Origin of the sequence: Hyphococcus luteus, from assembly GCF_002943565.1 — a bacterium.
GTDB lineage: Bacteria > Pseudomonadota > Alphaproteobacteria > Caulobacterales > Parvularculaceae > Hyphococcus > Hyphococcus luteus.
Genome location: NZ_PJCH01000005.1, coordinates 438,742 through 461,491, shown reverse-complemented (window position 1 = coordinate 461,491; position 22,750 = coordinate 438,742). Strand labels below are relative to the sequence as shown.

At 62.9% G+C, this 22,750-nt stretch carries 24 protein-coding genes; 15 read left to right on the top strand and 9 right to left on the bottom strand.

Annotated elements, in window-relative coordinates; genetic code table 11:
* Nucleotides 1-107: 107 nt before the first annotated feature.
* Entirely contained in the window at nucleotides 108-791 is a 684-nt protein-coding gene (locus tag CW354_RS07140; protein ID WP_104829339.1) for a glutathione S-transferase family protein, read from the bottom strand.
* 15 nt (nucleotides 792-806) lie between these two features.
* Nucleotides 807-1,907, bottom strand: coding sequence for an NADH:flavin oxidoreductase (locus CW354_RS07135; RefSeq protein ID WP_104829338.1), 1,101 nt, complete (start codon nucleotides 1,905-1,907; stop codon nucleotides 807-809).
* Nucleotides 1,908-2,053: 146 nt separating this feature from the next.
* Here CW354_RS07135 and obgE point away from each other — a divergent pair, with 146 nt between their 5' ends.
* From obgE to CW354_RS07090, 9 genes are all read left to right on the top strand, one after another.
* Nucleotides 2,054-3,124: a GTPase ObgE gene (obgE, locus tag CW354_RS07130; protein ID WP_104829337.1), complete on the top strand. Its 1,071-nt coding sequence runs from the start codon at nucleotides 2,054-2,056 to the stop codon at nucleotides 3,122-3,124.
* 106 nt (nucleotides 3,125-3,230) lie between these two features.
* Nucleotides 3,231-4,826: an L-histidine N(alpha)-methyltransferase gene (gene egtD / locus CW354_RS07125; RefSeq protein ID WP_104829336.1), complete on the top strand. Its 1,596-nt coding sequence runs from the start codon at nucleotides 3,231-3,233 to the stop codon at nucleotides 4,824-4,826.
* A 190-nt stretch (nucleotides 4,827-5,016) separates the two neighbouring features.
* The gene (rsfS, locus tag CW354_RS07120; protein WP_104829335.1) at nucleotides 5,017-5,391 is read left to right on the top strand and encodes a ribosome silencing factor; all 375 of its coding nucleotides are present in this window, start codon (nucleotides 5,017-5,019) and stop codon (nucleotides 5,389-5,391) included.
* 15 nt (nucleotides 5,392-5,406) lie between these two features.
* Nucleotides 5,407-5,889, top strand: a complete 483-nt coding sequence (gene rlmH / locus CW354_RS07115; RefSeq protein ID WP_104829334.1) for a 23S rRNA (pseudouridine(1915)-N(3))-methyltransferase RlmH — start codon at nucleotides 5,407-5,409, stop codon at nucleotides 5,887-5,889.
* Nucleotides 5,890-5,901: 12 nt separating this feature from the next.
* A complete protein-coding gene (locus CW354_RS07110) occupies nucleotides 5,902-7,122 on the top strand; it encodes a murein hydrolase activator EnvC family protein (RefSeq protein WP_104829333.1) in 1,221 nt (406 codons plus the stop codon).
* Between the two features lie 33 nt (nucleotides 7,123-7,155).
* The gene (locus tag CW354_RS07105; RefSeq protein ID WP_104829332.1) at nucleotides 7,156-8,580 is read left to right on the top strand and encodes a S41 family peptidase; all 1,425 of its coding nucleotides are present in this window, start codon (nucleotides 7,156-7,158) and stop codon (nucleotides 8,578-8,580) included.
* A 153-nt stretch (nucleotides 8,581-8,733) separates the two neighbouring features.
* Nucleotides 8,734-9,984 (top strand): divergent polysaccharide deacetylase family protein, encoded by a 1,251-nt coding sequence (locus tag CW354_RS07100; RefSeq protein WP_104829331.1) that lies wholly within the window; start codon nucleotides 8,734-8,736, stop codon nucleotides 9,982-9,984.
* 42 nt (nucleotides 9,985-10,026) lie between these two features.
* Nucleotides 10,027-10,536, top strand: a complete 510-nt coding sequence (locus CW354_RS07095; RefSeq protein WP_104829330.1) for an RNA pyrophosphohydrolase — start codon at nucleotides 10,027-10,029, stop codon at nucleotides 10,534-10,536.
* Between the two features lie 127 nt (nucleotides 10,537-10,663).
* Entirely contained in the window at nucleotides 10,664-11,353 is a 690-nt protein-coding gene (locus tag CW354_RS07090; RefSeq protein ID WP_104829329.1) for an RluA family pseudouridine synthase, read from the top strand.
* Nucleotides 11,354-11,943: 590 nt separating this feature from the next.
* Here CW354_RS07090 and CW354_RS07085 read toward each other — a convergent pair.
* The 7 genes from CW354_RS07085 to ubiE all read right to left on the bottom strand — a co-directional run bounded on the left by CW354_RS07085 (nucleotide 11,944) and on the right by ubiE (nucleotide 17,832).
* Nucleotides 11,944-12,501, bottom strand: coding sequence for an AAA family ATPase (locus tag CW354_RS07085; RefSeq protein ID WP_104829328.1), 558 nt, complete (start codon nucleotides 12,499-12,501; stop codon nucleotides 11,944-11,946).
* A gap of 10 nt (nucleotides 12,502-12,511) precedes the next feature.
* Nucleotides 12,512-13,126 carry a nicotinamide riboside transporter PnuC gene (gene pnuC, locus CW354_RS07080; RefSeq protein WP_207764708.1) on the bottom strand — a complete coding sequence of 205 codons (615 nt, stop codon included), beginning with the start codon at nucleotides 13,124-13,126 and terminating at the stop codon, nucleotides 12,512-12,514.
* 63 nt (nucleotides 13,127-13,189) lie between these two features.
* The gene (locus CW354_RS07075) at nucleotides 13,190-13,558 is read right to left on the bottom strand and encodes a DUF6249 domain-containing protein (protein ID WP_104829327.1); all 369 of its coding nucleotides are present in this window, start codon (nucleotides 13,556-13,558) and stop codon (nucleotides 13,190-13,192) included.
* A gap of 11 nt (nucleotides 13,559-13,569) precedes the next feature.
* Nucleotides 13,570-14,799 (bottom strand): bifunctional phosphopantothenoylcysteine decarboxylase/phosphopantothenate--cysteine ligase CoaBC, encoded by a 1,230-nt coding sequence (gene coaBC, locus CW354_RS07070; RefSeq protein ID WP_104829326.1) that lies wholly within the window; start codon nucleotides 14,797-14,799, stop codon nucleotides 13,570-13,572.
* A gap of 31 nt (nucleotides 14,800-14,830) precedes the next feature.
* Nucleotides 14,831-15,436 (bottom strand): hypothetical protein, encoded by a 606-nt coding sequence (locus CW354_RS07065; protein ID WP_104829325.1) that lies wholly within the window; start codon nucleotides 15,434-15,436, stop codon nucleotides 14,831-14,833.
* A gap of 75 nt (nucleotides 15,437-15,511) precedes the next feature.
* Complete coding sequence (gene ubiB / locus CW354_RS07060; RefSeq protein WP_104829324.1) at nucleotides 15,512-17,044, bottom strand: 2-polyprenylphenol 6-hydroxylase; 1,533 nt, start codon at nucleotides 17,042-17,044, stop codon at nucleotides 15,512-15,514.
* Between the two features lie 8 nt (nucleotides 17,045-17,052).
* Nucleotides 17,053-17,832, bottom strand: a complete 780-nt coding sequence (ubiE, locus tag CW354_RS07055) for a bifunctional demethylmenaquinone methyltransferase/2-methoxy-6-polyprenyl-1,4-benzoquinol methylase UbiE (protein WP_104829323.1) — start codon at nucleotides 17,830-17,832, stop codon at nucleotides 17,053-17,055.
* A 125-nt stretch (nucleotides 17,833-17,957) separates the two neighbouring features.
* Here ubiE and CW354_RS07050 point away from each other — a divergent pair, with 125 nt between their 5' ends.
* The 6 genes from CW354_RS07050 to trpB all read left to right on the top strand — a co-directional run bounded on the left by CW354_RS07050 (nucleotide 17,958) and on the right by trpB (nucleotide 22,668).
* Nucleotides 17,958-18,287 (top strand): integration host factor subunit beta, encoded by a 330-nt coding sequence (locus tag CW354_RS07050; RefSeq protein WP_104829322.1) that lies wholly within the window; start codon nucleotides 17,958-17,960, stop codon nucleotides 18,285-18,287.
* A gap of 17 nt (nucleotides 18,288-18,304) precedes the next feature.
* A complete protein-coding gene (locus tag CW354_RS07045; protein WP_104829321.1) occupies nucleotides 18,305-18,709 on the top strand; it encodes a LapA family protein in 405 nt (134 codons plus the stop codon).
* A 9-nt stretch (nucleotides 18,710-18,718) separates the two neighbouring features.
* A complete protein-coding gene (locus tag CW354_RS07040; protein ID WP_104829320.1) occupies nucleotides 18,719-19,390 on the top strand; it encodes a phosphoribosylanthranilate isomerase in 672 nt (223 codons plus the stop codon).
* Nucleotides 19,391-19,540: 150 nt separating this feature from the next.
* Nucleotides 19,541-20,575, top strand: a complete 1,035-nt coding sequence (locus CW354_RS07035) for a hypothetical protein (RefSeq protein ID WP_104829319.1) — start codon at nucleotides 19,541-19,543, stop codon at nucleotides 20,573-20,575.
* A 12-nt stretch (nucleotides 20,576-20,587) separates the two neighbouring features.
* Nucleotides 20,588-21,217 carry a histidine phosphatase family protein gene (locus tag CW354_RS07030; protein ID WP_165793566.1) on the top strand — a complete coding sequence of 210 codons (630 nt, stop codon included), beginning with the start codon at nucleotides 20,588-20,590 and terminating at the stop codon, nucleotides 21,215-21,217.
* Nucleotides 21,218-21,420: 203 nt separating this feature from the next.
* The gene (gene trpB, locus CW354_RS07025) at nucleotides 21,421-22,668 is read left to right on the top strand and encodes a tryptophan synthase subunit beta (protein WP_207764707.1); all 1,248 of its coding nucleotides are present in this window, start codon (nucleotides 21,421-21,423) and stop codon (nucleotides 22,666-22,668) included.
* The last annotated feature ends 82 nt before the right edge of the window (nucleotides 22,669-22,750 follow it).

The following is a 22,750-nucleotide window of genomic DNA, read 5'->3' as shown; positions in this document are numbered from 1 at the left end:
GATGCCGTCCGAGCTCTTGCTCTTAAAGAGCAGAGCCGGAAACACATCGTTTTGATGATGAGAGCGTCTGATCTTCTTCTCTCCGAATGAGTGGGCTGGTTATGGGGTCAGGCTCTGAGAAGCGCGTAAGGCCCGCCGCGCTCCAGCGCGCGTTTGTAGGCGTCCCGCGCCTGAAAGCGCATCAGATAGGCGGCGATGTTTGGATAATCGCCCCCATTTTGATTTTTGGAGCCGCGGGCCGAAAACGCCTCTGCGGGGAAGCTCATGATGATGTCGGCGGCGGTGATGTCGCCGCCCGCAAGCCAGGGCGCATCAGCAAGCGCAGCTTCGAGATAATCATATTGCGCTTTCATGGTGTGATCGAGATAACCGTCGCGCACCGCCTTGACGAGTTTCTTTGCAATAGGCCGCGCAAAGAAAGGCATAGGCGCGGTCTCCATGCGATTAAGGAAAAGCGTGAACACCAGCGGCGGCATGTAGCTTCCTTCCGCCGCATACATCCAGTAGCGATAACGTTCGAATTCGCGCGTGCCGCGCGGCGGACGCAGTTTCCCCTCCGCATACTGATCGAGTACATGATCGATGATGGCGCCGGTTTCGGCGAAGACTTCGCCTTCGTCCTCCAGCACCGGCGATTTGCCGAGGGGGTGAACGGCTTTCAGCTCAGCCGGCGCCAGATTGGTGGTCTTGTCGCGGTTATAGCGCTTGACCTCGTAAGGAAGCCCCAGCTCTTCGAGCAGCCAGAGAATGCGCTGCGAGCGGGAGTTTTCGAGATGATGGACGATAATCATGGCCGGGCCTTTCTTTTAGGAAAGCGTCGCGAGCGCCTCTTTGGTGAAGGTCTTCAAATCGTCTGTGCGCGCCTCGCGGACTTTGAGCGCCCATTCCGGATCCTGCAACAAGGCGCGGCCGACGGCGATGAGGTCGAACTCCTCGCGCGCCATCATTTCAATCAGGCGGTCGAGGCTTTCAGGTTCCGAGCTTTCGCCGCCAAAGGCGGCGGTGAACTCGCCGGAGAGCCCGACCGAGCCCACCGAGATCGACGGCTTGCCGGTGAGCTTTTTCGCCCAGCCGGCGTCATTGAGGCTCGAGCCGTCGAATGACGGCTCCCAGAAACGGCGCTGGGACATGTGAAAAATATCGACGCCCGCTTCGACCAAAGGCGTCAGCCATTGCGCCATCTCTTCGGGGCTCGCCGCGACCTTGGCAGCGTAATCCTGCTGCTTCCATTGCGACAGGCGGATAATCAGCGGGAAATCCGGCCCGACTTTTTCCCGCGTCCGGCGGATGATTTCAGACGCGAAGCGCGTGCGGCCTTTCCAGTCGCCGCCCCATTGGTCGGTTCTGAGATTGGTCTCGGCCCAGAAAAAGCCGTCGATGAGATAAGAGTGAGCGCCGTGAATTTCGGCGCAGTCGAAGCCGAGCTCCTTGGTCGCGACGGCGGCGTCGACGAATTCGGTGATCGCCGTTTCGATCTCGGCTTCGCTCATGGGCTCCCAGAGCGGTTTGCCTTTCATCTTGAAGCCGGACGGCGACCAGGAGGGAATGTCCGGATGTTCGGTTTTCGAAGGATCGCGGATGGCCCCTTCATGCCAGAGCTGCAGGCCCATCTTGCCGCCGGCGGCGTGCACGCCGTCGATGACGCGCTTCCATCCGGCTTTCGCCTCGTCGGTGACGATATTCGGGACATTCGGCGTGCCCGTGGCGGTGGTCGTATTGACGGAAACGCCTTCGGAAAGGATGAGGCCGACGCCGCCTTCGGCCCGGCGGCGGTAATAGGCGGCGACATCCTCGCCCGGAACATGGCCCGGCGAAAAGCTGCGCGTCATCGGCGCCATGACGATGCGGTTTTTGAGGGCGAAGCCATTGAGATTGATGGGATCGAAGAGAATGCGCGCGTCGGCCATCGGGGTTTTCCTTTGCGTCACGGATGGGGCGGCGGTTCATATACGGGCCCCGGACGCAAAAGGCACGTCTGCGTCACAGTCATTTGAGAACCGGGCATTTGAGGAATCCGGTTGGCCCGGCGGGACCGGGCGTGTAGACGGCTCTCATGAAATTCCTCGATCGCGCGAAAATCTATGTTCAAAGCGGCGCCGGCGGTAATGGCTGTCTGTCATTCCGGCGGGAGAAGTTTATTGAATTCGGCGGCCCCAATGGCGGCGACGGCGGCGCGGGCGGCCATGTCTGGGCCGAGGCCGTGGAAAATCTCAACACGCTGATCGACTTTCGCTACCAGCAGCATTTCAAGGCTGAAAAGGGGCGTCCCGGGGAGGGCTCGAACAAAACCGGCGCGGGCGGCGATGACAAGGTCATCAAGGTGCCCGTGGGCACCCAGATTTTCGAAGAGGACGAGGAAACGCTGATCGCCGATCTCGATCATCCGGGCGAGCGCGTGCTTCTGGCCAAGGGGGGCAATGGCGGGTTCGGCAACGCCCATTTCAAATCCTCGACCAACCGGGCGCCGCGCCGGGCCAATCCCGGCCAGCCGGGCGAGCAGCGCACCATCTGGCTGCGCCTCAAACTGATCGCGGATATCGGTCTTGTGGGCCTCCCGAATGCCGGCAAGTCGACCTTTCTCGCGGCGGTCTCGGCGGCGAAACCGAAGATCGCTGATTATCCGTTCACGACGCTTCATCCCAATCTCGGCGTGGTGCGTGTCGGCGAAGGACAGAGTTTCGTCCTCGCCGATATTCCGGGCCTTATCGAAGGCGCTCATGAAGGCGCCGGGATCGGCGACCGGTTTCTCGGCCATGTGGAGCGCTGTGCGGCGCTGCTTCACCTCGTGGACGGCACGCAGGAAGACGTGGCCGGAGCGTACAAAACCGTCCGGCATGAACTCGACGCTTACGGCGAGGGGCTTGGCGCCAAGCAGGAAATCGTCGCGCTCAACAAGATTGACGCGCTTACGCCGGAGGAGCTTGAGACCCGCAAGGCGGCGCTCGAAGACGCCGCCGGCGCTGAAATTTACGCGATCTCCGCTGCGGCCGGCGCCGGCGTCCAGCCGCTCTTGCACAAGCTCATGAGGCTTGCTGCGGCGACGCGCAAAGCTGAGGCGCCGGAAACGCCTGAACCGGCGAAGGAAGACGGGGACGAAAGCGGGGATGACGGCTGGACGCCCTGATCCCCATCTTTCGTCATTAACTAACGAAGCTTTGATATTTTCTCCGGTTGGAATCCCCGGGCTCAGCCTCTAAGTAAAGCGCGCCGTCAGGAGCGGGGGAGTCTGCTTGCCGTCCAGCAATGCCATAGAACGCCGCCGCATCGGGCTTTTGGGCGGCTCCTTCAATCCCCCGCATCAGGGTCATCGCGAGATTTCCCTCGCTGCGCTCGAGCGCCTCGGCCTCGACGCCGTCTGGTGGCTGGTGACGCCGGGCAATCCGCTGAAAGATCCCGGCAGCTATGCGGATTATGAAGACCGTCTGCGGCTCGCCCGGGCGGTGAGCCATCATCCCGACATTGTCGTTAGCGATTTCGAACGCCGCAAGGGGCTGACCTACACCGCCGACACCATCGACGCCTTGAAAGCGCTCAATCCGAACGCCGACTTTGTCTGGCTCATGGGCGCGGACGGGCTTGAAAATTTTCACCGCTGGCGCGACTGGCGCCATATCGCCGAGGCCGTTCCCATGGCCGTTTTCAACCGGCCCGGCCATGAAACCGAGGCGCTTGAAAGCGAAGCGGCTGAGGCGCTTTCGTCTTATCGGATAGATTCCGATAAAGCGACGGACCTTTGCGCAACCGAACCGCCTGTCTGGGTGTTCTTTCAGGACACGGACAACTCGATTTCCTCAACTGCGATAAGGAGCAGAAAGATCCAGCACTCACAGACCATAGACCGCGACGACGACCTTATCGCGCCTTGCGGCGCGCTTGCCTTTTTCCTCGATCTGCATCCCGATCAGGGAGACTTTCACGCCGATGCGATTGAAGGGCTGTCCAAAAGCCCGAAATCGATTTCACCGAAATATTTCTATGACGAATACGGCTCTCAGCTGTTCGACCGGATTACCGAGGTTGAGGAGTATTATCCGACGCGAACGGAAAAGGCCGTGTTCGAGGACAACGCCGCCGAGATCACCGGCGCGGTCGGGCCGGGCGCGGCGATTTTCGAATACGGGTCCGGGTCGAGCGAGAAGATCGAATGGCTGGTGAACGGTTTGGAAAAGCCCGCCGCCTATGTGGCGATGGATATTTCCCGGGAATATCTGCTCGAAGCGGCGGTCTCCATGGCGGATGTGCTGCCGGTTCCGGTGGCGGCGATCTGCGCCGATTTTCATTCGCCGATTGAACTCCCCAAAAACGTGCTTCCCGAGCCGAACCACTGGCTTGGATATTTTCCGGGTTCGACGCTCGGCAACATGTCGCGCGATGCGGCGGAGGCGTTTTTGAAAAGAGCGTCGGACACGCTGGGTGAAGGCGCGCAGTTCCTCCTCGGCGTCGACCTCGTCAAGGACAAAAAGATTCTCGAAGCGGCATATAACGACGCGGAAGGCGTGACGGCGGCCTTCAACATGAATCTCCTGACACGGATGAAGGCCGAGCTCGATGCGCGGCTCAATATCGGCGATTTCGAGCATTACGCTTTTTATAATGACGCGGAAGACCGGATCGAGATGCATCTGCGCGCGGTCCGGCCGACCGAGATCGTCATCGACGGCAAGGCGTTTTCCTTCGCCGAGGGGGAGACCCTGCATACGGAAAACTCTCACAAATTCACCCTCGAAAAAATCGAGGATCTGGTTAAGGAGACCCCCTGGCGGCTCGAAAAAGCCTGGACCGACCCAAAGGGCTGGTTCGCGGCGTGCCTTTTAAGCAACAAATAATTTGACGCTCCCGGTTGGAGCGCCCCCGGAACGGCCCTATATTTGGAAATGCGGGAAACGTGCCCCGCGCAGCGTATGGAGACTGGAGCTGAACGCACAGCATGGCGCCGCGGCCGCGGGAAAGGCCGCATTAGGGCTCGTTCCGGATCACACAGGACCGGAACAGTCGGGGGCTGAAGGAGACGGGAGTTTGCTCTCGCATTTGTCCCCGGAGGAACGCAGCCGGAAAATTCTCTCTCTCATCCTTGAAGAGCTTGATGACGACAAGGCGGAGAATGTCGTGACCATTTCCCTTCAGGGGAAATCCGACATCGCCGACGCCATGGTCATCGCCTCCGGGCGCTCTCAGCGCCATGTGGGCGCGATGGCCGACAAGGTGATGCGCCGCCTCAAAGAGGCGGGGCTCGGCCGCGTCCGCGTCGAAGGCGCGACAACCTGCGACTGGGTGCTGATCGACGCCGAGGACGTCATCGTCCATCTTTTCCGGCCGGAAGTTCGGGACTTCTACAATCTTGAGCGCGTCTGGTCCGAAGCCGCCCACGCGCCCGCAAAAGCGGACGCGTAAGCGCCCCGGCAAGACATGCGGATTGAGATCGCCGCCATCGGAAAAAAGCGCGGCGGTCCCGAAGCGGCGCTGGTCGGGGATTATCTCGACCGCGCCCAGGGCTTCGGCCGGCGCATCGGCTTTTCCGACTTCGCGCTGAGCGAACTGGATGCGCCCAAATCCCTGTCCGGCGCGGCCCTTAAGAAACGCGAAGGCGAACTCCTGTTGAAAACCGTCCCGGAGGGCGCCGTCGTGATCGCGCTCGACGAGCGTGGGGAAAATCTTTCCAGCGAAAAATTTGCGAGGGTCTTTGAGCGCATGCGAGATGACGGCGCCGCGTCGGCGGCGTTTTTAATCGGCGGCGCAGACGGGCACGGCGATGACGTGCGGTCGCGGGCGGCGCGGCTTGTCTCTTTCGGCGCCGCAACCTGGCCGCATATGCTTGTCAGGGCGATGTTGGCGGAGCAACTATACAGGGCCATGACGATCCTTTCCGGCCATCCTTATCATCGCTCTTAAGAGGCGCCGCTCATGACCTGGCGATTTCTCTTGCTGGCGCTTTTGCTGTCGTCCTCCGCCGCCGCGCAGGATGTGGATCCGAACGACCTTGAGAAAGTCGAGCAACAGCTGAAAGAACGCGCCAAGGAGGAAAAGCGTCTCAAGAACGAGGCGGCGGCGAAACAGCGCGAAGTCGCCGCGCTCAGGAACAGCCTTATTGAAACCGCGAACTCCATTCAGGAGTCCGAGCGCAGGATCGCCGATCTCGAAGATTCGATCGACGATCTTGAAGTGGAAAAGGCCGAAGCCGAAACGGCGCTTAAAAAGGAGAGCGCCAATCTCTCCGAAGTGCTTGCGGCGCTGCAGTCGCTCGAGCTGTCCCGCCCGCCGGCCCTCCTGGTCTCGCCCGAAGACGCCAACAAGGCGGCGCGCGCGGCGATGCTGCTTTCCGATGCGGCGCCCGAGGTGGAGGCGCGCGCGGCGCGCCTGCGCGCCGCCATCGAGCGCCTGTCCGAGCTCGCCGAAGAGCTTTCAGAGGACCGGGCGAGTTACGCCGCCGAGAATGAAAAGCTTGCGGGCCGCCGCGACGTCCTCGCCGACCTGATGGCGCAGAAGGAAAAGGAGCGCGACGTCGCCGAAGCGCTCGCCGCTTCCGCCCAGCGCGAGACGGCGCGCATCGCCGCCCAGGCGTCGAATCTGCGTGAGGTGATCGAGCGCCTCACGCGGCTTGCCCATTCCATCACCCCGCGCCTTAAACCCCCGCCCCCGAAAGAGGCGCCGGCTGCGGTCTCCTCGACGCCCAACCTGCCCAGCATCAAGCGGGTCCCGCCCGATCCCGTGCTGACCGCCAAAGCCTTCAGCGACGCCCTCGGGGCCCTGCGCGCGCCTGTCGCAGGACGGTTAACGGGACGTTTCGGCAAGCCGAAGCCCGATGGCGGCGTTTTCGAGGGATTGCGATTTTCCGTGCGCGATCAAGCCATTGTGACGGCCCCGTTTGAAGGACGGGTGGCTTTTGCGCAAAATTGGGGGCTTGTGGGGAATATGATCGTTCTGGACGTTGGCGAAGGCTACCATATATTATTGATTGGCGTCGGCCGCATTCTGGTGAGCGAGCACCAGCGCATCACCGCCGGGGAGCCGGTGGCGCAAATGGCCGGCGGGGGCGCGTCGCTGGATCTGGAGATCCGCAAAAACGGAGAGCCTGTTAACCCCGCGTTGTGGCTCTCGCGCAAGACTATGGACAGCCTGATGTAAGGTCGGGCGCGAAATGCAAGGTGTAGATTACTGATGGTCAAAAGCCCCAAATCCGCCCTCCGCTCCTCAACGACGAAGTCGGGCGGCAGACGTTATTCCGGCGGCGCGCTGGTCGCGGCCGCCTGCGGCGGCGCGCTCGTTTTCGGCGCGCTTTCGAGCGCCGTTTTCGCGCGCGCTTCGATCTCGGCGGACACCTTCCGCCAGCTCGACCTGTTCGGCGAAGTCTTCGAGCAGGTGCATGAAAACTATGTGGCCGACCCGGACGATTCCGATCTCATCAAGGGTGCCATCGACGGCATGCTCGACACGCTCGATCCCCATTCGAGCTATCTGACCGCCGAAGACTACCGCACCATGCAGGAGCAGACCCGCGGCTCCTTCGCCGGTCTCGGCATTCAGGTCGTGATGGACAATGAAGGCCCCGACAAGGGTTATGTGAAAGTCGTCGCGCCGATCGACGACACGCCCGCCGCCCGCGCCGGCATGCAGACCGACGACCTCATCGTCGAAATCAACGGCGAGGACGTCATGGGCATGTCCATCGACGAGGCGATTTCGAAACTGAAGGGCGAAAAAGGCACCAAAGTCGACATCGCCGTCGTCCGCGACCGCAACAAGGAGCCTTTCGATCTCACCATTGTGCGCGACATCGTGACGGTGGAATCGGTCAAGTCGCGCGTCGAGGGCGATTTCGGCTATATCCGGATTTCGACCTTCAGCGAACAGACCGACGACGGCATCGAAAAAGCGCTGAAAAGCTTCGAGGAAGAGATTCCGGGCGGCCCGAAAGGCCTCATCCTCGATCTGCGCTGGAATCCGGGCGGGCTTCTCGATCAGGCGGTGGCGGTTTCCGACACCTTCCTCGATGGCGGGGAGATCGTCTCCACCCGCGGCCGGCGTCCGCGCGATTCCATGCGCGAGATGGGCACCTCCGGCGACAAGTTTCACGGCAAGCCGATGATCGTCCTGATCAATGGCGGCTCGGCGTCCGCCTCGGAGATCGTCGCCGGCGCCCTGCAGGACCGCAACCGCGCGCTCTTGCTCGGCACGCGCTCTTTCGGCAAGGGCTCGGTGCAGACGGTGATCCCCTTGCAGAACGGCCTTCAAGGGGCGCTGCGCCTGACGACCCAGCGTTATTATACGCCGTCGGGCCGCTCTATTCAGGCGCACGGCATCGATCCGGACATCGCCATGCCGGTGATCTATCCGGGACAGGACGAAGTCGCCAAACGGCCGGGGGAGAAGGACCTGCCGAACGCGCTCGACGTCGCTGAGGACGAGGCTGACGAAGAAGCTGTCGAAGCCGAAGCGCCGAAGGTCGAACCGTTCCTGTGCTCTTATAAGGAAGACGGCGAAACCCCCGAGGATTGCCAGCTCGACAGGGCGCTTGAAATCCTCGCCGACGCCACCGCCTACAGGCAGGCGCTGGCCGACGCCGGCGCGGCGCGGGCCCATTAAGCGACCGCGCTGAGAGAATTCTTGGAAAACGGGCTCCGTTTGGGGGCCCGTTTTCATTTGGTTAACTCTGTTTTTCGTACATTGCAGGCCGGAAAGCCGCGCCCTGATGAGCGCGCGGCGTTGAACGCGTGAGCGACAAGCAGGCGAAACGGGATGCCCCGCCGCAGAAAATTGAGACCGCCGGTTTTGAGCCGCCTCGCTTTGGCCTGGGGCTGCGCCTTCGTCATTCTGGCGGGCGCTGCTGGGTATTTCATTCACGCCGCCAATAGCGGCGAGGGGGCTCAGCGCATCGCGCTGCCTGTCGACGCTGTGGAGCGCCTCGCCCGTGCGCCCGGCAGCGAGGAGCGCATCGCCGCGCCGGTCGCGCAGAATGAACCTGCGGACGCGCCCGACAAACCGGAGATGATGGCGGGCGAAGACGCCGAGGACAGCCTCGAGCTCATCTATCCCGGCGCCAACGACTTCTTCGCGGAAAACCAAGACGCGCCCGGCGAGGACGATGAGAATGTCGCGTCCGGCGACATCGTCATCACCATTCCCGGCGGAAAGAAAAAAGAAGCCACAGCGCCCAGGGCCGCGTCGCTGACGCCGCATGTGCGCCCGATCCCCGACGCCGATGCGGCGCTGTTGCGCACGACCGCGCTCGGCCGGACGCCGCGCATCGCGCCCGACGGACGCAAGGCGCTGCGCTATTATGCGCGGCCCTTCGACGGCGACCGCTCCCTCCCGCGCATCGCTGTCATTGTCGGCGGGCTCGGCCTTAACGCGACGGTGACCGAACGGGCGATCGACGATCTGCCCCCGGAGGTTTCGCTGTCCTTCGCGCCTTACGCCAAGAATCTCGACTTCTGGACGAAGAAGGCGCGCCAGGCCGGCCATGAAGTGCTGATCGAATTGCCCATGGAAGGCTACGGCGCCAATGTGAAAGCGCTCGGGGCGGCGGCGCTTTTGACCTCGCGCTCCGAAGCGGAAAACCTGCAGCGCCTCGACTGGCTCATGGCCCGGTTCGGCGCCTATTTCGCGGCCACCAACTATCTCGGCGCCAAATTCTCCGCCGACGCGGACGCCATTGCGCCGGTCCTGAAGCGTCTGAGAGAAGCCGGCGTCGGCTATATCGACGACACCGGCGCGGCGGGCCGCGCGGGCGCGGAAACCGGCCTCGCCATGGCCAGCGTGTCGCGCATGATCCCGGCCGCGGCGGACGACGCCGATCTGCGCGCGGTGGAGCGCGAACTCCGCCAGCTCGAAAAGATCGCCGAACGCGACGGCCAGGCCCTCGGCAAGACTTACGCCTACGCCGCGACCATCGAGGCGCTCGCCGAGTGGACGCGAACGCTTGAGCGCAAGGGCTTTGAAAAGGCGCCCGCCTCCGCGCTCTTGCGGACCGCCGCCGCGTCCCGCTAAAGCCGGAGGGCGCGTTTCCCGCCAGCCCTTCTGCGAGCCCCCATGAGCCAGAAAGACCTCCTCAGCCGTTTCCGCCCCAATGTGGGCGTTTGCCTGTTTAACCGGCAGGGTCAGGTCTGGTTCGGCCGGCGCGTGGGCGATTTCGCCGATCTCGGCGAGGAGCGCGATCAATATCGCTGGCAGATGCCGCAAGGGGGCATCGATGCGGAAGAAGACGTCGCCGCCGCGGCCTTCCGCGAGCTGAAGGAGGAGACGGGGGTTGCCTCCGCAAAGCTTCTTTGCGTGACGCCGGGCTGGCTCGCCTACGCTTTTCCCCCCGGCTACAAAAAGAAAAACTGGAAAGGCCAGCGCCAGAAATGGGCGGCGATGCTGTTCACCGGCGAGGAAAGCGAAATCGATCTCGAGGCGGACGATTACCAGGAATTCGACGACTGGCGCTGGGGCGAACTTGAAGAGGCGCCGGACCTTATCGTGCCGTTCAAGCGCAAGGTTTATGAAGACCTGGTGCGGGGGTTCGCGCCCCTGCGCGATTTTCTCCGCAGCAAGGGGTAAGATAAACATGGAGCGCTTCATCCTGAGGAGCGAAAAATCCTTCTCCTTCGAGACGCGCGCATGTCATGCGCGCCCTCAGGATGAAGGATTTTTTGCGTCTCGAAGGACGAAGCGCGCCGGCGCTTGAATGGCCTATCCGCCGGACTTTCTCCTCGACCGTCTTCTCTATCGCGACGGGCTGATGCTCGTCATCGACAAGCCTGCGGGGCTGCCAGTTCATGGCGGACCCGGCGGCGGCGAGAATCTCGAGAATTATTTCGACGCGCTGCGCTTCGGCCTGCCGCGGCTTCCCGCGCTCGCCCACCGGCTCGACCGCGACACCTCCGGCTGCCTGGTTCTGGGGCGTCATCCCAAGGCTTTGAGAAAGCTCGGCAAACTCTTCTCCGAGGGCCAGGTCGAAAAGACCTATTGGGCGGTGACCAAAGGCGTCCCCGAAAAACTCTCGGGGACTATCGATGCGCCCTTGAAGAAGGAAACGCGCGGTTCCGGCTGGCGCGTGGTGATTGCGGAAGACGGACAAAGCGCGGTCACCACCTACAGAACGCTCAAACAAAAAGACGGGTTCGCGTTCATCGAGGCGAAACCGAAGACGGGCCGCACCCATCAGATCCGCGTTCATCTCGCCTCCATCGGCGCGCCGATCCTCGGCGATCCTCAGTATGGGGAGTTATCGCCGGAAGAGCGCGCGGGGCCGATGATGCTGCACGCCCGCCGTCTTGTCGTTCCCATTTCGAAAAACAAGGAGCCGGTGACGGTCGAAGCGCCGCCGCCGGACGCCATGGCGGAGAAGCTGAAAGAACTTGGCGTCGATGTTTAGGCGCGCCCTCCTTTTGCGACTCGCCACGGCTTGACCGTGGCGTCCAGAGTGCGGGTCTTCTGGACCCCACGCTTAAAGCGTGGGGAGTCGAAGACCGATGAATCAAAACGCTTCCCATGCACGCTCCTTATCCCGTGAAACAATTTTGCGTATTTCCATGTCTCCTTCTTTTGAAATGGCGTCTTTCCTGGCTTTCAGGCCGATTTGGCGCTATTTGCGTAAAATGTTCCACGGCGTGTTTCATGGGGCGAACCTTCCTTTCCCTCTGTCATCCCCACGCGCTGCAATATGAAATATGGCTGCGCGAGATGCGGGACCCATAACGGATCCCGGGTTCTGACTTCGTCAGCCCCGGGATGACAATGAAGGATGATAAGGCCGCCGGGAAAGGCGTGGATAACTCCGCACCGAATGCGGGATTCCGGCCGGAATTCATCGGATGTGATGAAAGCCGAGGGTAGGGTTCGCGTTATTGGAGTGAGGGTAAAAAGCAAAAAACTCCGCTCATTCCCGCGCAAGCGGGAATCCAGAAAATAGAATTTTGAGCTTGCAACATGGATCCCCGCCTTCGCGGGGATGAGCGGCGGGGGTTAAGAGATCATCCCTTCCGCAATCTCCATCGCCTGCCTCTCCCGGTCGTCCCAGTCGGCGCCGGTGATCACGGTGTAGCTGGCGCCCCAATCGTCGAGGCGTTTTTTTGCGGCCTCGAAGAACCAGTCGCGCTGGTCGCGCCGGCCGGCGTATCGGACGCCGTCGTCCGTCCACGGCGTTTCCGGCGTCATCAGGATGTAATGATCGGCGAGATTGGCGCGGGCCATGGATTCCAGTTTCGCCGACGGCGCGCCGAGAAGATATTCCGCCCAGACGGAAGTCATCAATTCGTCGGTGTCCTCGATGAGGAGAGGGCCGGCGAGGGGGCCCAGCGCCTGGCGCATGGCCGCATGGGTCTCGGCGATGGTGAGAAAGTCCTGCTCGCGCCAGCCTTTGCCCTGTTTAAAGCGCGTCTGCATATATTGTTCGTCATAGGTGCGGCCATATTCGCGCACCAGCCTTGTGTCGAAGCGCCTGGCGAGCCGTTCGCCCAGCGTCGTCTTGCCGACGCTTTCAGGGCCAAGGAGCGTCAGGCGTTTCTGGGTCTTCAAGCTCACTTACGGCCCTTCATTCTTCAATCGCTTCGCCGCGCGCAAAGGCGCGCCGCCAGTTCACATATCCGATGGCGGCGATCACGAGAAACAGGGTGTAAAGCGCCGCGGTGGGATAAAGTCCCTTCGTCCAGTAAAGCCCGATCGCAAGGGCGTCCACCCCGACCCAGACAAGCCAGTTCTCAAGCCGCCTGCGGGCGAGGAGGATCTGCGCGATGACGGAAAGGACCGCCACCGAAGCGTCCCAGAAGGGAAAGCTCGCGTCGGTGTAAGTCGCCATGAAGCCGCCGAGCGCCGCAACGCCCGCGAGCGCGGCGAGCGCATAGGCGAGGGCGGCCCGCCCGCCGAGCGCCGTGACGATGACGCGGCCCGCTTCGTCGCGCCGGCCCATCCAGTGGGCCCAGCCGTAAATCTGCACCACGAAAAAGAAGATCTGCAGGAGCACGTCGGAATAGAGCTTCTCGCCATAGAAGATCCAGCCGTAAAGCGAGACCATGACAATCCCGAACGGATAGTTCCAGATCGAGCGGCGCACCAGCAGGATGATGTTTGCCAGCCCGAGAAAGAACGCGGCGATCTCTACGGGCCGTTCGCCGATCATGGCGTGAAGAAACGCGAAAACGCTTTCCATCACGTCCCCGCGCGCATGTCGTCGGGCCGGCGCATGAACGCAAACTCCCCCCGCGTCATGACGTCAGACCGTGGCTTCGCGCGGAACGAAGAAGTGGAAGACGATATAGGCAAGGCCCGGCAGGCCGGGCAGGAGCCCCACGGTCCACAAGGGCGCGCCGATCATATCGGCTTCGGAAAGCGCGCCGATAACGGCGAGCGCCGCGCCGAGCGAGACGAGCAGAAGGCCGCGGCGCAGATCGGCGTTGGGGCCGATGGCGTCCGTCGTGATGGCGGCGATCAGTTTCGGATCGGCCTCGCCGGTTTTCTCGACGCTCGTCTTGATCGCCTCGTAAATCACCCGCCGGTTGCGGTGGTGAAAGTAAAACGGCGTGCCGACTATGAGGACGATGCTCGCAAAGACGATGAGCGGGACGATGATCGCGACTTCCAAGGGGCTCGCTCCTATTCCGCCGCTTTGACGAGGGCCGGGCCTTTCAGCGCGCCGGCGATGCGGTCGGCGAGTTTGCGCGCGACCTCCCCCTTGGACATTTCCGGCCATTCCTCGTCGCCGTCCTCGGTGATGAGGATGACGGTGTTGCGCTCGCCGCCCATGGCGCAGTGCTCGCCGGGCGAGACGTCATTGGCGACGATCCAGTCGCAGCCCTTGCGGTTGCGTTTGGCTTCGGCGTGGCCGAGCACGTCGTCGGTCTCCGCCGCAAAACCGATAACAAGGCGCGGGCGGCCTTCGGTCATTTTCGACAGGGTTTTCAAAATATCCGGATTTTCCGTCAGCGGAATATCGGTGAGCCCGCCGCGCTCTTTCTTGATCTTGTGCGGCGTTTCAATCTCCGGGCGGTAATCGGCGACGGCGGCGCAGCATACAGCGCAGTCGAAAGGCAGGGCCGCCTCGCTGGCGCTCATCATTTCGCGGGCCGTCTGCACACGTACGACATTGATCCCCGCCGGCGGTTTTTCGTTGGTGGGGCCGGTGACGAGGGTCACGTCGGCGCCGAGATTGCGGAGCGCCGCGGCGATGGCGTAGCCCTGCTTGCCCGATGACCGGTTGGCGATGAAGCGCACCGGGTCGATAGGCTCCACCGTCGGCCCGGCGGTGACGAGCACGCGCCGGTGCGAAAGAGGTCCGGCGGCGTCTTTCAGGAAAAACGCCTCGATCTCGTCGGCGATGTCGGCGGGCTCGGCCATGCGGCCTTCGCCATATTCGCCGCAGGCCATGTCGCCTTTTTCCGGTCCGACGATCATCGCGCCGTCGCCCTTCAAGGTTTCGAGATTGCGCTGCGTCGCCGCATGCTCCCACATTTTGACGTTCATGGCCGGCGCCATCATCACCGGCTTGTCGGTGGCGAGGAGCGCGGTGGAGGCGAGGTCGTTCGCAAGCCCGTTCGCCGCCTTAGCCATGAGGTCCGCCGTCGCCGGAGCGGCGACCACGAGGCCCGCCGAGCGCGACAGCTCGATATGGCCCATTTCCGCTTCGTCGGTGAGGTCGAAGAGATCGGTGAAGCACTTTTCGCCGGTGAGGGAGGAGACCGACAGGGGCGTGATGAATTCCGCGCCCGCCTTGGTCAGGATGGCGCTGGTTTTCACGCCGCGGCGGGCGAGCTCGCGGATCAGCTCGAGGCTTTTATAGGCGGCGATGCCGCCGCCGATGATCAGAAGAATGCGTCTTTCGTTCATGGGCCTTAAATAAGGCCTCGGCCCCTTAAAGTCACGCGATCTGCTCGACCCGGGCCTTCTCGCAAAGGGGATAGTCGGCGAGAAAATCCGCAAGCGCGGTTTTCATCTCCGTGAAGGACGCGCCGTAGCAGAAAAGCGCGGTCTCCCGGTCGCCTTCCCAATAGCCGCGAAAAGCGCCCTTGCCGGCGAGCAGCCGGTCGAATTCGTCGATGACGAAATTGACGTCGCAGGTGCGGTAGACCTCGTCTTCAAGCTCGGTTCCGTTGAGATAAACCGCAAGGCCTTCGGCGACGCCGAACGGAATCTCCTTGCCGGTGGATTCGATGATCAGGCGCGAGCCCTTAGGCGCGCCGAGATCGTTGAGGCGCTTGATGACCATGGCGAGGCCTTCTTCGGTGACCTCGTTCATGCGGATTTCAAGATCGCAGAATTCGATCCCGCAGGGCTCTTCGGAAAGCTGCGTGCCGCCGCCCGTCACTTCGCCGAGCCCGGCCTTTTCGAGCGTTTCGGTCAGCGGGTCTTCGTAATAATCGCCGCGGTCGATGGGCTGGAGCTTCGCATTGAGCCGTGCGGTGACAGTTTCCCCTTGCGGCGCCGCTTCCTGTTTCCTGGCGCCGCCGAATTTCAATCCGAACATGAGGGAGCCCTCCCGATAATTTGATTAAAGATCGGTGAGAGCTCCGAAAAATCGGTAACCGGAATCGATTCAATTTTACTGAATGAGGAGCGCGGCGGCGATGAGGAGCGCGGCGCCCGCAAGCGTCCAGAGGGCGAGGCCCGCGCCGCGCGCGGCGGCCTTTTCGTCCGCTTTCGCCTCTTCCGCCGCAATTTTTTCCGCCGCCCGGTGCAGCGTTTCTATATAGTCGGGGAGCTTTGGCGCGAGCTCGACCGCTTTTATCGCCGCGGCCTTCAGCTTTTCCGCCTGGGCCATGGGGCCGATCGCCTTGTTCACATACTCCTTCACCACGGGCGTCGCCGCGGCCCACATGTCGATCTCCGGGTCGAGGAGGCGCGCGACCCCTTCCACCGTCACCATGGTGCGCTGGAGGAGGACGAGTTCGGGGCGCAGATGCATGTCGAAGAGCGCGGTGACGTCGAAGAGCTGCTGCAACACGCGGGACATGTCGACTTGCGCCGCATTGCGTCCCTGTAAAGGTTCGCCCACGGCGCGCAGGGCCTGGGCGAAGGCTTCGCGCGAATGGCCCGGCGGCACATAGCCGGCGGCGAAATGCACGTCCGCGGTGCGCGCGTAATCGCGCGTGATGAAGCCGTAGATGATCTCGGCGAAGACATTGCGGGTGTTCTCGTCAAGCCGGCCCATGATCCCGAAATCGACGAGCCCGAGGCGGCCTTCATTGTCGACGATGAGATTTCCCTGATGCATGTCGGCGTGGAAAAAGCCCGTATGAAGCGCCTGTTTTAAAAACACATGAATGACGAGCCGGGCGAGCGCCTGGCGGTCGACGCCGCGTTTGTCGAGCGCCGCGACATCGCCCAAGGGCGTGCCGTCGATCCATTCGATGGTGAGGATGCGCTTGGCGGTCAAGGGCCAGATGACTTCGGGGATGCGCACTTTCGGTTCGTCGGCGAGATCTTCGGCGAGTTCCGACGCCGCGCCCGCCTCCATGCGCAAATCGAGCTCGATGGCGGCGGCGGCTTTCAAGGTTTCGACGAATTTCACCGGCTCCATGCGCCGCGCGGTTTTCGAGACCGCCTCGACGGCGCGGGCGGCGCGCCCGAAAGCGCGGAATTCATCGCCCGCCTTTTGTTCGATCCGGGGGCGGAGGACTTTGACCGCGACCTTGCGCCCGTCTTTCAGCTGCGCCTTGTGCGCCTGCGCGATCGACGCCGCGGCGATGGGCGCGGTGAAGCCGTCGTAAAGCGCGTCCGCCGGCTTGCCGAACGCGGTTTCGATTTCCCGGCGCGCCTCGGCCTCGGAGAAAGGCGGCATCTTGTCCTGAAGACGGCCGAGATCGGCGGCCATGTCGAAGCCGATAATGTCGGGGCGCGTCGCCATGAACTGGCCGAGCTTCACATAGGCGGGGCCGAGCTTTTCGAAGGCGTGGGCGAGACGCTCGCCCGGCCGCTCGTCCCTGCCTTTCGCGCCGAGGCGCGAGAGCGCGCCGAAGGCCCGGACCGGCGCCGGGGCGAGATAGGCGAACTCCCGCGGCACAAGCGCGTCCCGGCGCGACAGCGTCCAGCCGGCGCGGAGAAGGCGTCCATAATCGGCAAGGGCGGAAATCATGCGCGCGCCTAAACCCGCCAGCCGGAATGGATGGCCGCCACCCCCGCAGTGAGGTTTTCATATTTCACGCGCGCGAAACCGGCGGCGCGGATTTTTGCGGCGAAGGCCTCCTGCGCGGGAAAGCGGCGAATGGATTCGACCAAGTACTGATAGGACTCGCGGTCATCGGCGACCATCTCGCCGAGCTTCGGGATGACGTTGAAGGAATAGGCGTCGTAAATTTTCTGCAAGCCTTCCGTCGCCATATGCGAAAACTCAAGACAGAAGAAACGCCCGCCCGGTTTCAACACGCGCCAGGCTTCGCGGAGCGCCGCCTCCATGTCGGTGACATTGCGGATGCCGAAGGCGATCGTATAGGCGTCGAAGGATTTATCCGGGAACGGAAGATCTTCCGCGTCGCCCGTCACGCGGGTCAGGCGCTCGCCATAGCGCGCCATGTCGGCGCGCGCTTCGCCGGCTTTCAGCATCTCATAATTGATGTCGCAGACGACGGCCGTCGCCGGCGGTTTCGTTCCCGCCGAAGGGCGCTCGTCGGCGCGTTTTAAAAATCCCGCCGCGATGTCGCCGGTCCCGCCCGCGACGTCGATCAACGCTTCGCCCGGCATGGGCGCGATGCGGTCGAGCATCACCGATTTCCAGATGCGGTGGACGCCCCCGGACATGAGGTCGTTCATCAGGTCGTATTTCGACGCCACGCTGTCGAAGACCGAGCGCACGAGGCGCGCCTTCTCGCCCGTTTTCACGGTGCGAAAGCCGAAAGAGGTTTCCTGATCGCCGCTCTGTCCCATAAAAAAGGGCTTAATCCCTTGAATGCTCTGCGAAAAGCGCCTTGACGCCGCATCCGTCCTTTGACAGTGTTAACCGGTTGAATTTCGCTGCGTTTTCAATGCTCTCCGGGAAAAGGGGTCCCGTTATGATCAAGTCGGAATTGGTGCAAAAACTCGCCGACGAAAACCCGAACCTGTTTCATCGGGACATCGAGCGGATCGTGTCTATCGTGTTTCAGGAAATCTCCGATGGGCTGGCGCGCGGCGACCGCGTGGAGCTCAGGGGCTTTGGCGCGTTTTCGGTGAAGCATCGTCCTTCGCGCGTGGGGCGCAACCCGCGGTCGGGCGAGGCGGTGCATATTGAGGAGAAATGGGCGCCGTTTTTCAAGGCCGGCAAGGAGCTGCGCGACCGCCTCAATGGGGCGGGCCGGTTTTCACAGGCCGACTCCCAGCCGCAGCCGGGGCCCGGCGAATGAAGACGCTCTGATCTGGCTTGCGGGATGACGGCGCTTTCGGCGACAATGCGATCATGAAGAAATGGCTGTTCCGCATTATCTGGATCCCCGTCCTCATCGTGGCGGTCCTGTTCCTCGTGGCGAACCGCACCCTGGTGCCGATCAGCCTCGATCCCATCCGTCCGGAAAACCCGGCCCTGTCGACCCCGGCCCTGCCTTTGTGGTTCTGGCTCATGGGCATGCTTTTCATCGGGGTGGCGCTCGGCGCGGCGGGCCAGTGGCTCTCGACCCGCGAGGCGCGCGCCCAGGCCCGCGACAATCGCCGGGAGCTGAAGGCGCTCAGAAAAGAGCTCGCCGCGCTGACCGCGAAGCGCGAGCGCGAAGCGCCGCACGGGAAAGAGACGCAAGAAGACCCGCCCAAGCTCGAAGCGATGAGCGTTTGATGTGATGTCATGAGCGGACCTCTCGTCAAAATCTGCGGGGTGAAGGATGCGGCGACCGCGATCGACGCGGCCCGCGCCGGCGCGGATTTCCTCGGCTTTGTTTTCTTCCGCAAATCCCCGCGTTTCGTGACGCCCGAAGCCGCCGAAGAGATCATTCTCGATCTCAAACAGGCGGCGTTCGACGAGGGCTTTGCGATGCCGCGCCTTGTGGGCCTCTTCGTCGACGCCGGCGAAAAAGAACTCTCCGAAGCTGCGCCGCTTCTCACCCATTTCCAGTTCCACGGCCATGAAAGTCCCGAGCGGTGCAGCGAATTAGGGCTCGAATTCGGGGTCGAGGTGATCAAGGCCATACCGGTGACCGGCAAGGGCGATGTCAGCGACGCGTCCGATTATGAAGAGGCGGCGGACATCATCCTGTTCGACGCCAAGCCGCCCCCGGGGGCGGGCCAGCCGGGCGGCAACGGCGTCAGTTTCGACTGGACGCTGCTCTCCGCTTACGAAGGCGAGACGCCTTATATTGTCGCCGGCGGGCTGACGCCGGAGAATGTCGGCGAGGCCGTGAAGGGGCAGAAGAGCCGCGAGGCCTTCCTTGGCGTCGATGTTTCTTCCGGCGTCGAAAGCGCGCCGGGCAAGAAAGACGACGCACTGGTCAAAGCCTTCATCTCGGCTTCAAAAGGATAGGCTGAAAGACTCCTTATGTTGCGGTTTTTTGCGCAGCATAAAGCGCAGCATTTTCACCGATAAAACCGCTTCGCCTTTGCGCATCGACCGCATCCTTTATTTTCGCTAGGCTTGAAAGCGGGGATGTCGGCGGCAAGCGGGGAATGACCGGTGGGCGAAAAGCTTTTTCATGATAAGGCGATTGGCGGCGCGAGATGTTTCGGCGCGGCCTTCGCGGCGTTGGCGCTCGCCGCCTGCGCGAGCGATACGGCCCCGAAACAGGCCTCCAGCAGCGCGGGTTACGCCGCCGATCACGCCCCCAATCACGCCGCCGCAGGCTATCTTCCCCGCGATATGGGCGCGGCGCGGCGCGCGGTGCTGGCCTCCCTCGGGTCCGATGCGGCGCCGATCGATTATCGCGCGATCCCGCCCTTTCATCGCGCCGCGCTTGGCGAGGCTTCCGATCCGGCCGTCGCCCACGAAGCCCAATTCAACAAAACCGCGCCCGCCGATCCGGACGCCAAGTTGCGCAATGCGGCGCGTGCGACGGCGCCTGTCGAGAGCGTGCTCGTTCAGAACAGCATGGCCCCCTCGGCGGCGAAGGGCGGCTGGCGCGAGACGCCGTCCGAGCTGATCCACGATTATTCGGGCATGCGCTGTCCGAAGGTCATCGAGATGCTGACCCTCGGGGATGACGGGGAGTCTATCGAAAAGCTCCCCGTCCCGCTGAAGGGCGTCACTCTCTTCGATGAGAACGGGCTCGACACGGCCTGCAATTATCTCATTTCCGAGCCGGGCGTCTTCTATACGCTCTATGCCTCCAGATGGCCCGATGTCAGCCTGGAGGATCATTTCGGCGCCGCACTGAGCCTGATGGTGCAAGAGCTTCCCTTCAAGAAAGAGGCCCCGGTGATGGTCGCCACCGCCGAGCGCGAGGGCGCGCCTTCGGCGATCGAGGGCGAAACGCTGGCGGCGGGCTTCATCACCCAGCCCATCGACGGCGAGAGCTACAAGACGGCGGTCTGGCTCAACAAGACAGGCCCCTGGCATGTGAAGGCGCGGCTGACCTATACGACCGGGCTGATCGACCAGGATGCGGGACTGTCCCTTGTGGAAATGATGGCGACCACCATTCACGCGCTCACGCTGCTTGAAGTGGACGCCCATACAAACGCGGCCCAGACTGTGTCCTTCAGCGGCCGCTAGGAGAGAAAGATGATGGCGAGACGGTTTTGGGGCGCGGCGCTGGCCGCGGCATGTTTGGGCGGCTGCGTGACGAACCCGCCCCCGCGCGAGAACGAGGCGGCGGCGTCCGTCGCTTTCGAGGCCTTAAAACGCGGCGGTTATGTCATCGTCATGCGCCACGCGAATTCGCCGGAGGACCAGACGAGTTTCGTCGGCCTCTCCGAAGGGTGCCGCCTTGCGCCGGGGCGCGGGCTCGATGCGGAAGGGTTCTTTCAGGCGCGGGCCATGGGCGCTGTTTTGAAAGCGGAAGGAGTCCCGATTTTAAAGGCTTATACGAGCCCCATGTGCCGCTCCTGGGACACGGCGGCGCTCGCCGCGTCCGGCGCGCCGGTGGAGCCCGATCCCTCGCAGATCAGCGAAAAACCGGCGGACGTCGCCGCCATGAAGGCCAAGGTGGCGGCGGAGCTCGCCGCCCATCCCGGGACCAACATCATCCTCTCCAGCCACTCCAATATCGCGCCGCTTTACGGCGCGACGACGCGGGGCCGCGAAAAGGTCGTGCCCTCCGGCGTCGCCTGGCTGGTTCACCCCAGCGACTGGCAACCCATCGCCCGCGTCGATCTCCTGATCCGCTATCCGGAGGCGAAGCCGGCGGTGGAGTAGGGCGTCCCGCTCACCCAAATTCGCCTTCATCCTGAGGAGCCGCCGAAGGCGGCGTCTCGAAGGGGCGAATTTGACCTCTCCCAAGGGAGAGGCAGCGGTTTCGAGAAGCTTGCATTTTACCTCTCCCTTTGGGAGAGGTCGGAACGGCGCAAGCCGTTTCGGGTGAGGGCTGACTTCACCTGATATTCAATGGACCCAACACCGTGACCCAGCTCAACTCCTACCGCACCGGACCCGACGAAGAAGGCCGCTTCGGCATTTATGGCGGGCGCTTTGTCGCCGAGACCCTGATGCCGCTCGTTCTGAAGCTGGAGAAGGAATATGAAGGCGCCAAGAACGACCCCTCCTTCCAGTCGGAGCTTGAGTACTACCTGAAGCACTATGTGGGCCGCCCGTCGCCGCTCTATTACGCCGAGCGGTTAACCAGCCATGTCCGCAGTATGGCTGACGAAAAGTCAGGTAGGGCCGGTAAAAAGGGCGCGAAAATTTACTTCAAGCGCGACGAGCTCAACCACACCGGCGCGCACAAGATCAACAACTGCATGGGCCAGATCCTCCTCGCCATGCGCATGGGCAAGACCCGGATCATCGCCGAGACCGGCGCCGGGCAACATGGCGTCGCGACGGCGACGGTCTGCGCGCGCTTCGGCCTTCCTTGCGTCGTCTATATGGGCGCGACGGACGTGGAGCGGCAAAAACCCAATGTCTTCCGCATGAAGCTTCTCGGCGCCGAAGTCATACCGGTGACGTCGGGCACGGCGACCTTGAAAGACGCCATGAACGACGCGCTGCGCGACTGGGTCACCAATGTGGACTCAACCTTTTACATCATCGGTACGGCCGCGGGCCCGCACCCCTATCCGGAACTCGTGCGCGATTTTCAATCGGTGATCGGGCGCGAGGCGAAAGAGCAGATGATGGAGGCCGAAGGGCGCCTCCCCGATGTCATCATGGCCTGCATCGGCGGCGGCTCGAACGCCATCGGCCTCTTCCATCCGTTCCTCGACGACAAGGATGTGGAGATCATCGGGGTCGAGGCGGCGGGGCTCGGCGTCGACACTGACAAGCATGCCGCCAGTCTTACCGGCGGACGGCCCGGCGTCCTTCACGGCAACCGGACATACCTGCTCCAGGACGAGGATGGCCAGATCAAGGACGCCCATTCGATCTCGGCCGGGCTTGACTACCCGGGCATCGGTCCGGAGCACTCCTGGCTGCATGAGACGGGGCGGGTGAAATACGTTTCGGCGACCGACGATGAGGCGCTCGAGATGTTCCAGCTCTGCGCCAAGCTTGAAGGCATCATCCCGGCGCTCGAGCCCTCCCATGCGCTCGCCCGCGCCCTAGACAAGGCGGCGGAAATGGATCGCGACCAGATCCTCCTCCTCAATATGTGCGGGCGCGGCGACAAGGACATCTTCTCGGTGATGGACGCGCTCGGGGCGGACTAAGCGCGGGTCGATAAAATGCCGCCGATCCGTTTCAAGGGTCAGAAAGCAAGAACGCCTAGTCTCGCCGCGGTCTGAAACCGCT

Excerpts from the sequence above, each read along its gene's own strand:
- CW354_RS07140 (WP_104829339.1), bottom strand. The coding sequence starts at position 791 with ATGATTATCGTCCATCATCTCGAAAACTCCCGCTCGCAGCGCATTCTC.
- CW354_RS07135 (WP_104829338.1), bottom strand. The coding sequence starts at position 1,907 with ATGGCCGACGCGCGCATTCTCTTCGATCCCATCAATCTCAATGGCTTC.
- obgE (WP_104829337.1), top strand. The coding sequence starts at position 2,054 with ATGAAATTCCTCGATCGCGCGAAAATCTATGTTCAAAGCGGCGCCGGC.
- rlmH (WP_104829334.1), top strand. The coding sequence starts at position 5,407 with ATGCGGATTGAGATCGCCGCCATCGGAAAAAAGCGCGGCGGTCCCGAA.
- CW354_RS07110 (WP_104829333.1), top strand. The coding sequence starts at position 5,902 with ATGACCTGGCGATTTCTCTTGCTGGCGCTTTTGCTGTCGTCCTCCGCC.
- CW354_RS07105 (WP_104829332.1), top strand. The coding sequence starts at position 7,156 with ATGGTCAAAAGCCCCAAATCCGCCCTCCGCTCCTCAACGACGAAGTCG.
- CW354_RS07100 (WP_104829331.1), top strand. The coding sequence starts at position 8,734 with ATGCCCCGCCGCAGAAAATTGAGACCGCCGGTTTTGAGCCGCCTCGCT.
- CW354_RS07095 (WP_104829330.1), top strand. The coding sequence starts at position 10,027 with ATGAGCCAGAAAGACCTCCTCAGCCGTTTCCGCCCCAATGTGGGCGTT.
- CW354_RS07090 (WP_104829329.1), top strand. The coding sequence starts at position 10,664 with ATGGCCTATCCGCCGGACTTTCTCCTCGACCGTCTTCTCTATCGCGAC.
- pnuC (WP_207764708.1), bottom strand. The coding sequence starts at position 13,126 with ATGGAAAGCGTTTTCGCGTTTCTTCACGCCATGATCGGCGAACGGCCC.
- coaBC (WP_104829326.1), bottom strand. The coding sequence starts at position 14,799 with ATGAACGAAAGACGCATTCTTCTGATCATCGGCGGCGGCATCGCCGCC.
- CW354_RS07065 (WP_104829325.1), bottom strand. The coding sequence starts at position 15,436 with ATGTTCGGATTGAAATTCGGCGGCGCCAGGAAACAGGAAGCGGCGCCG.
- ubiB (WP_104829324.1), bottom strand. The coding sequence starts at position 17,044 with ATGATTTCCGCCCTTGCCGATTATGGACGCCTTCTCCGCGCCGGCTGG.
- ubiE (WP_104829323.1), bottom strand. The coding sequence starts at position 17,832 with ATGGGACAGAGCGGCGATCAGGAAACCTCTTTCGGCTTTCGCACCGTG.
- CW354_RS07050 (WP_104829322.1), top strand. The coding sequence starts at position 17,958 with ATGATCAAGTCGGAATTGGTGCAAAAACTCGCCGACGAAAACCCGAAC.
- CW354_RS07040 (WP_104829320.1), top strand. The coding sequence starts at position 18,719 with ATGAGCGGACCTCTCGTCAAAATCTGCGGGGTGAAGGATGCGGCGACC.
- CW354_RS07030 (WP_165793566.1), top strand. The coding sequence starts at position 20,588 with ATGGCGAGACGGTTTTGGGGCGCGGCGCTGGCCGCGGCATGTTTGGGC.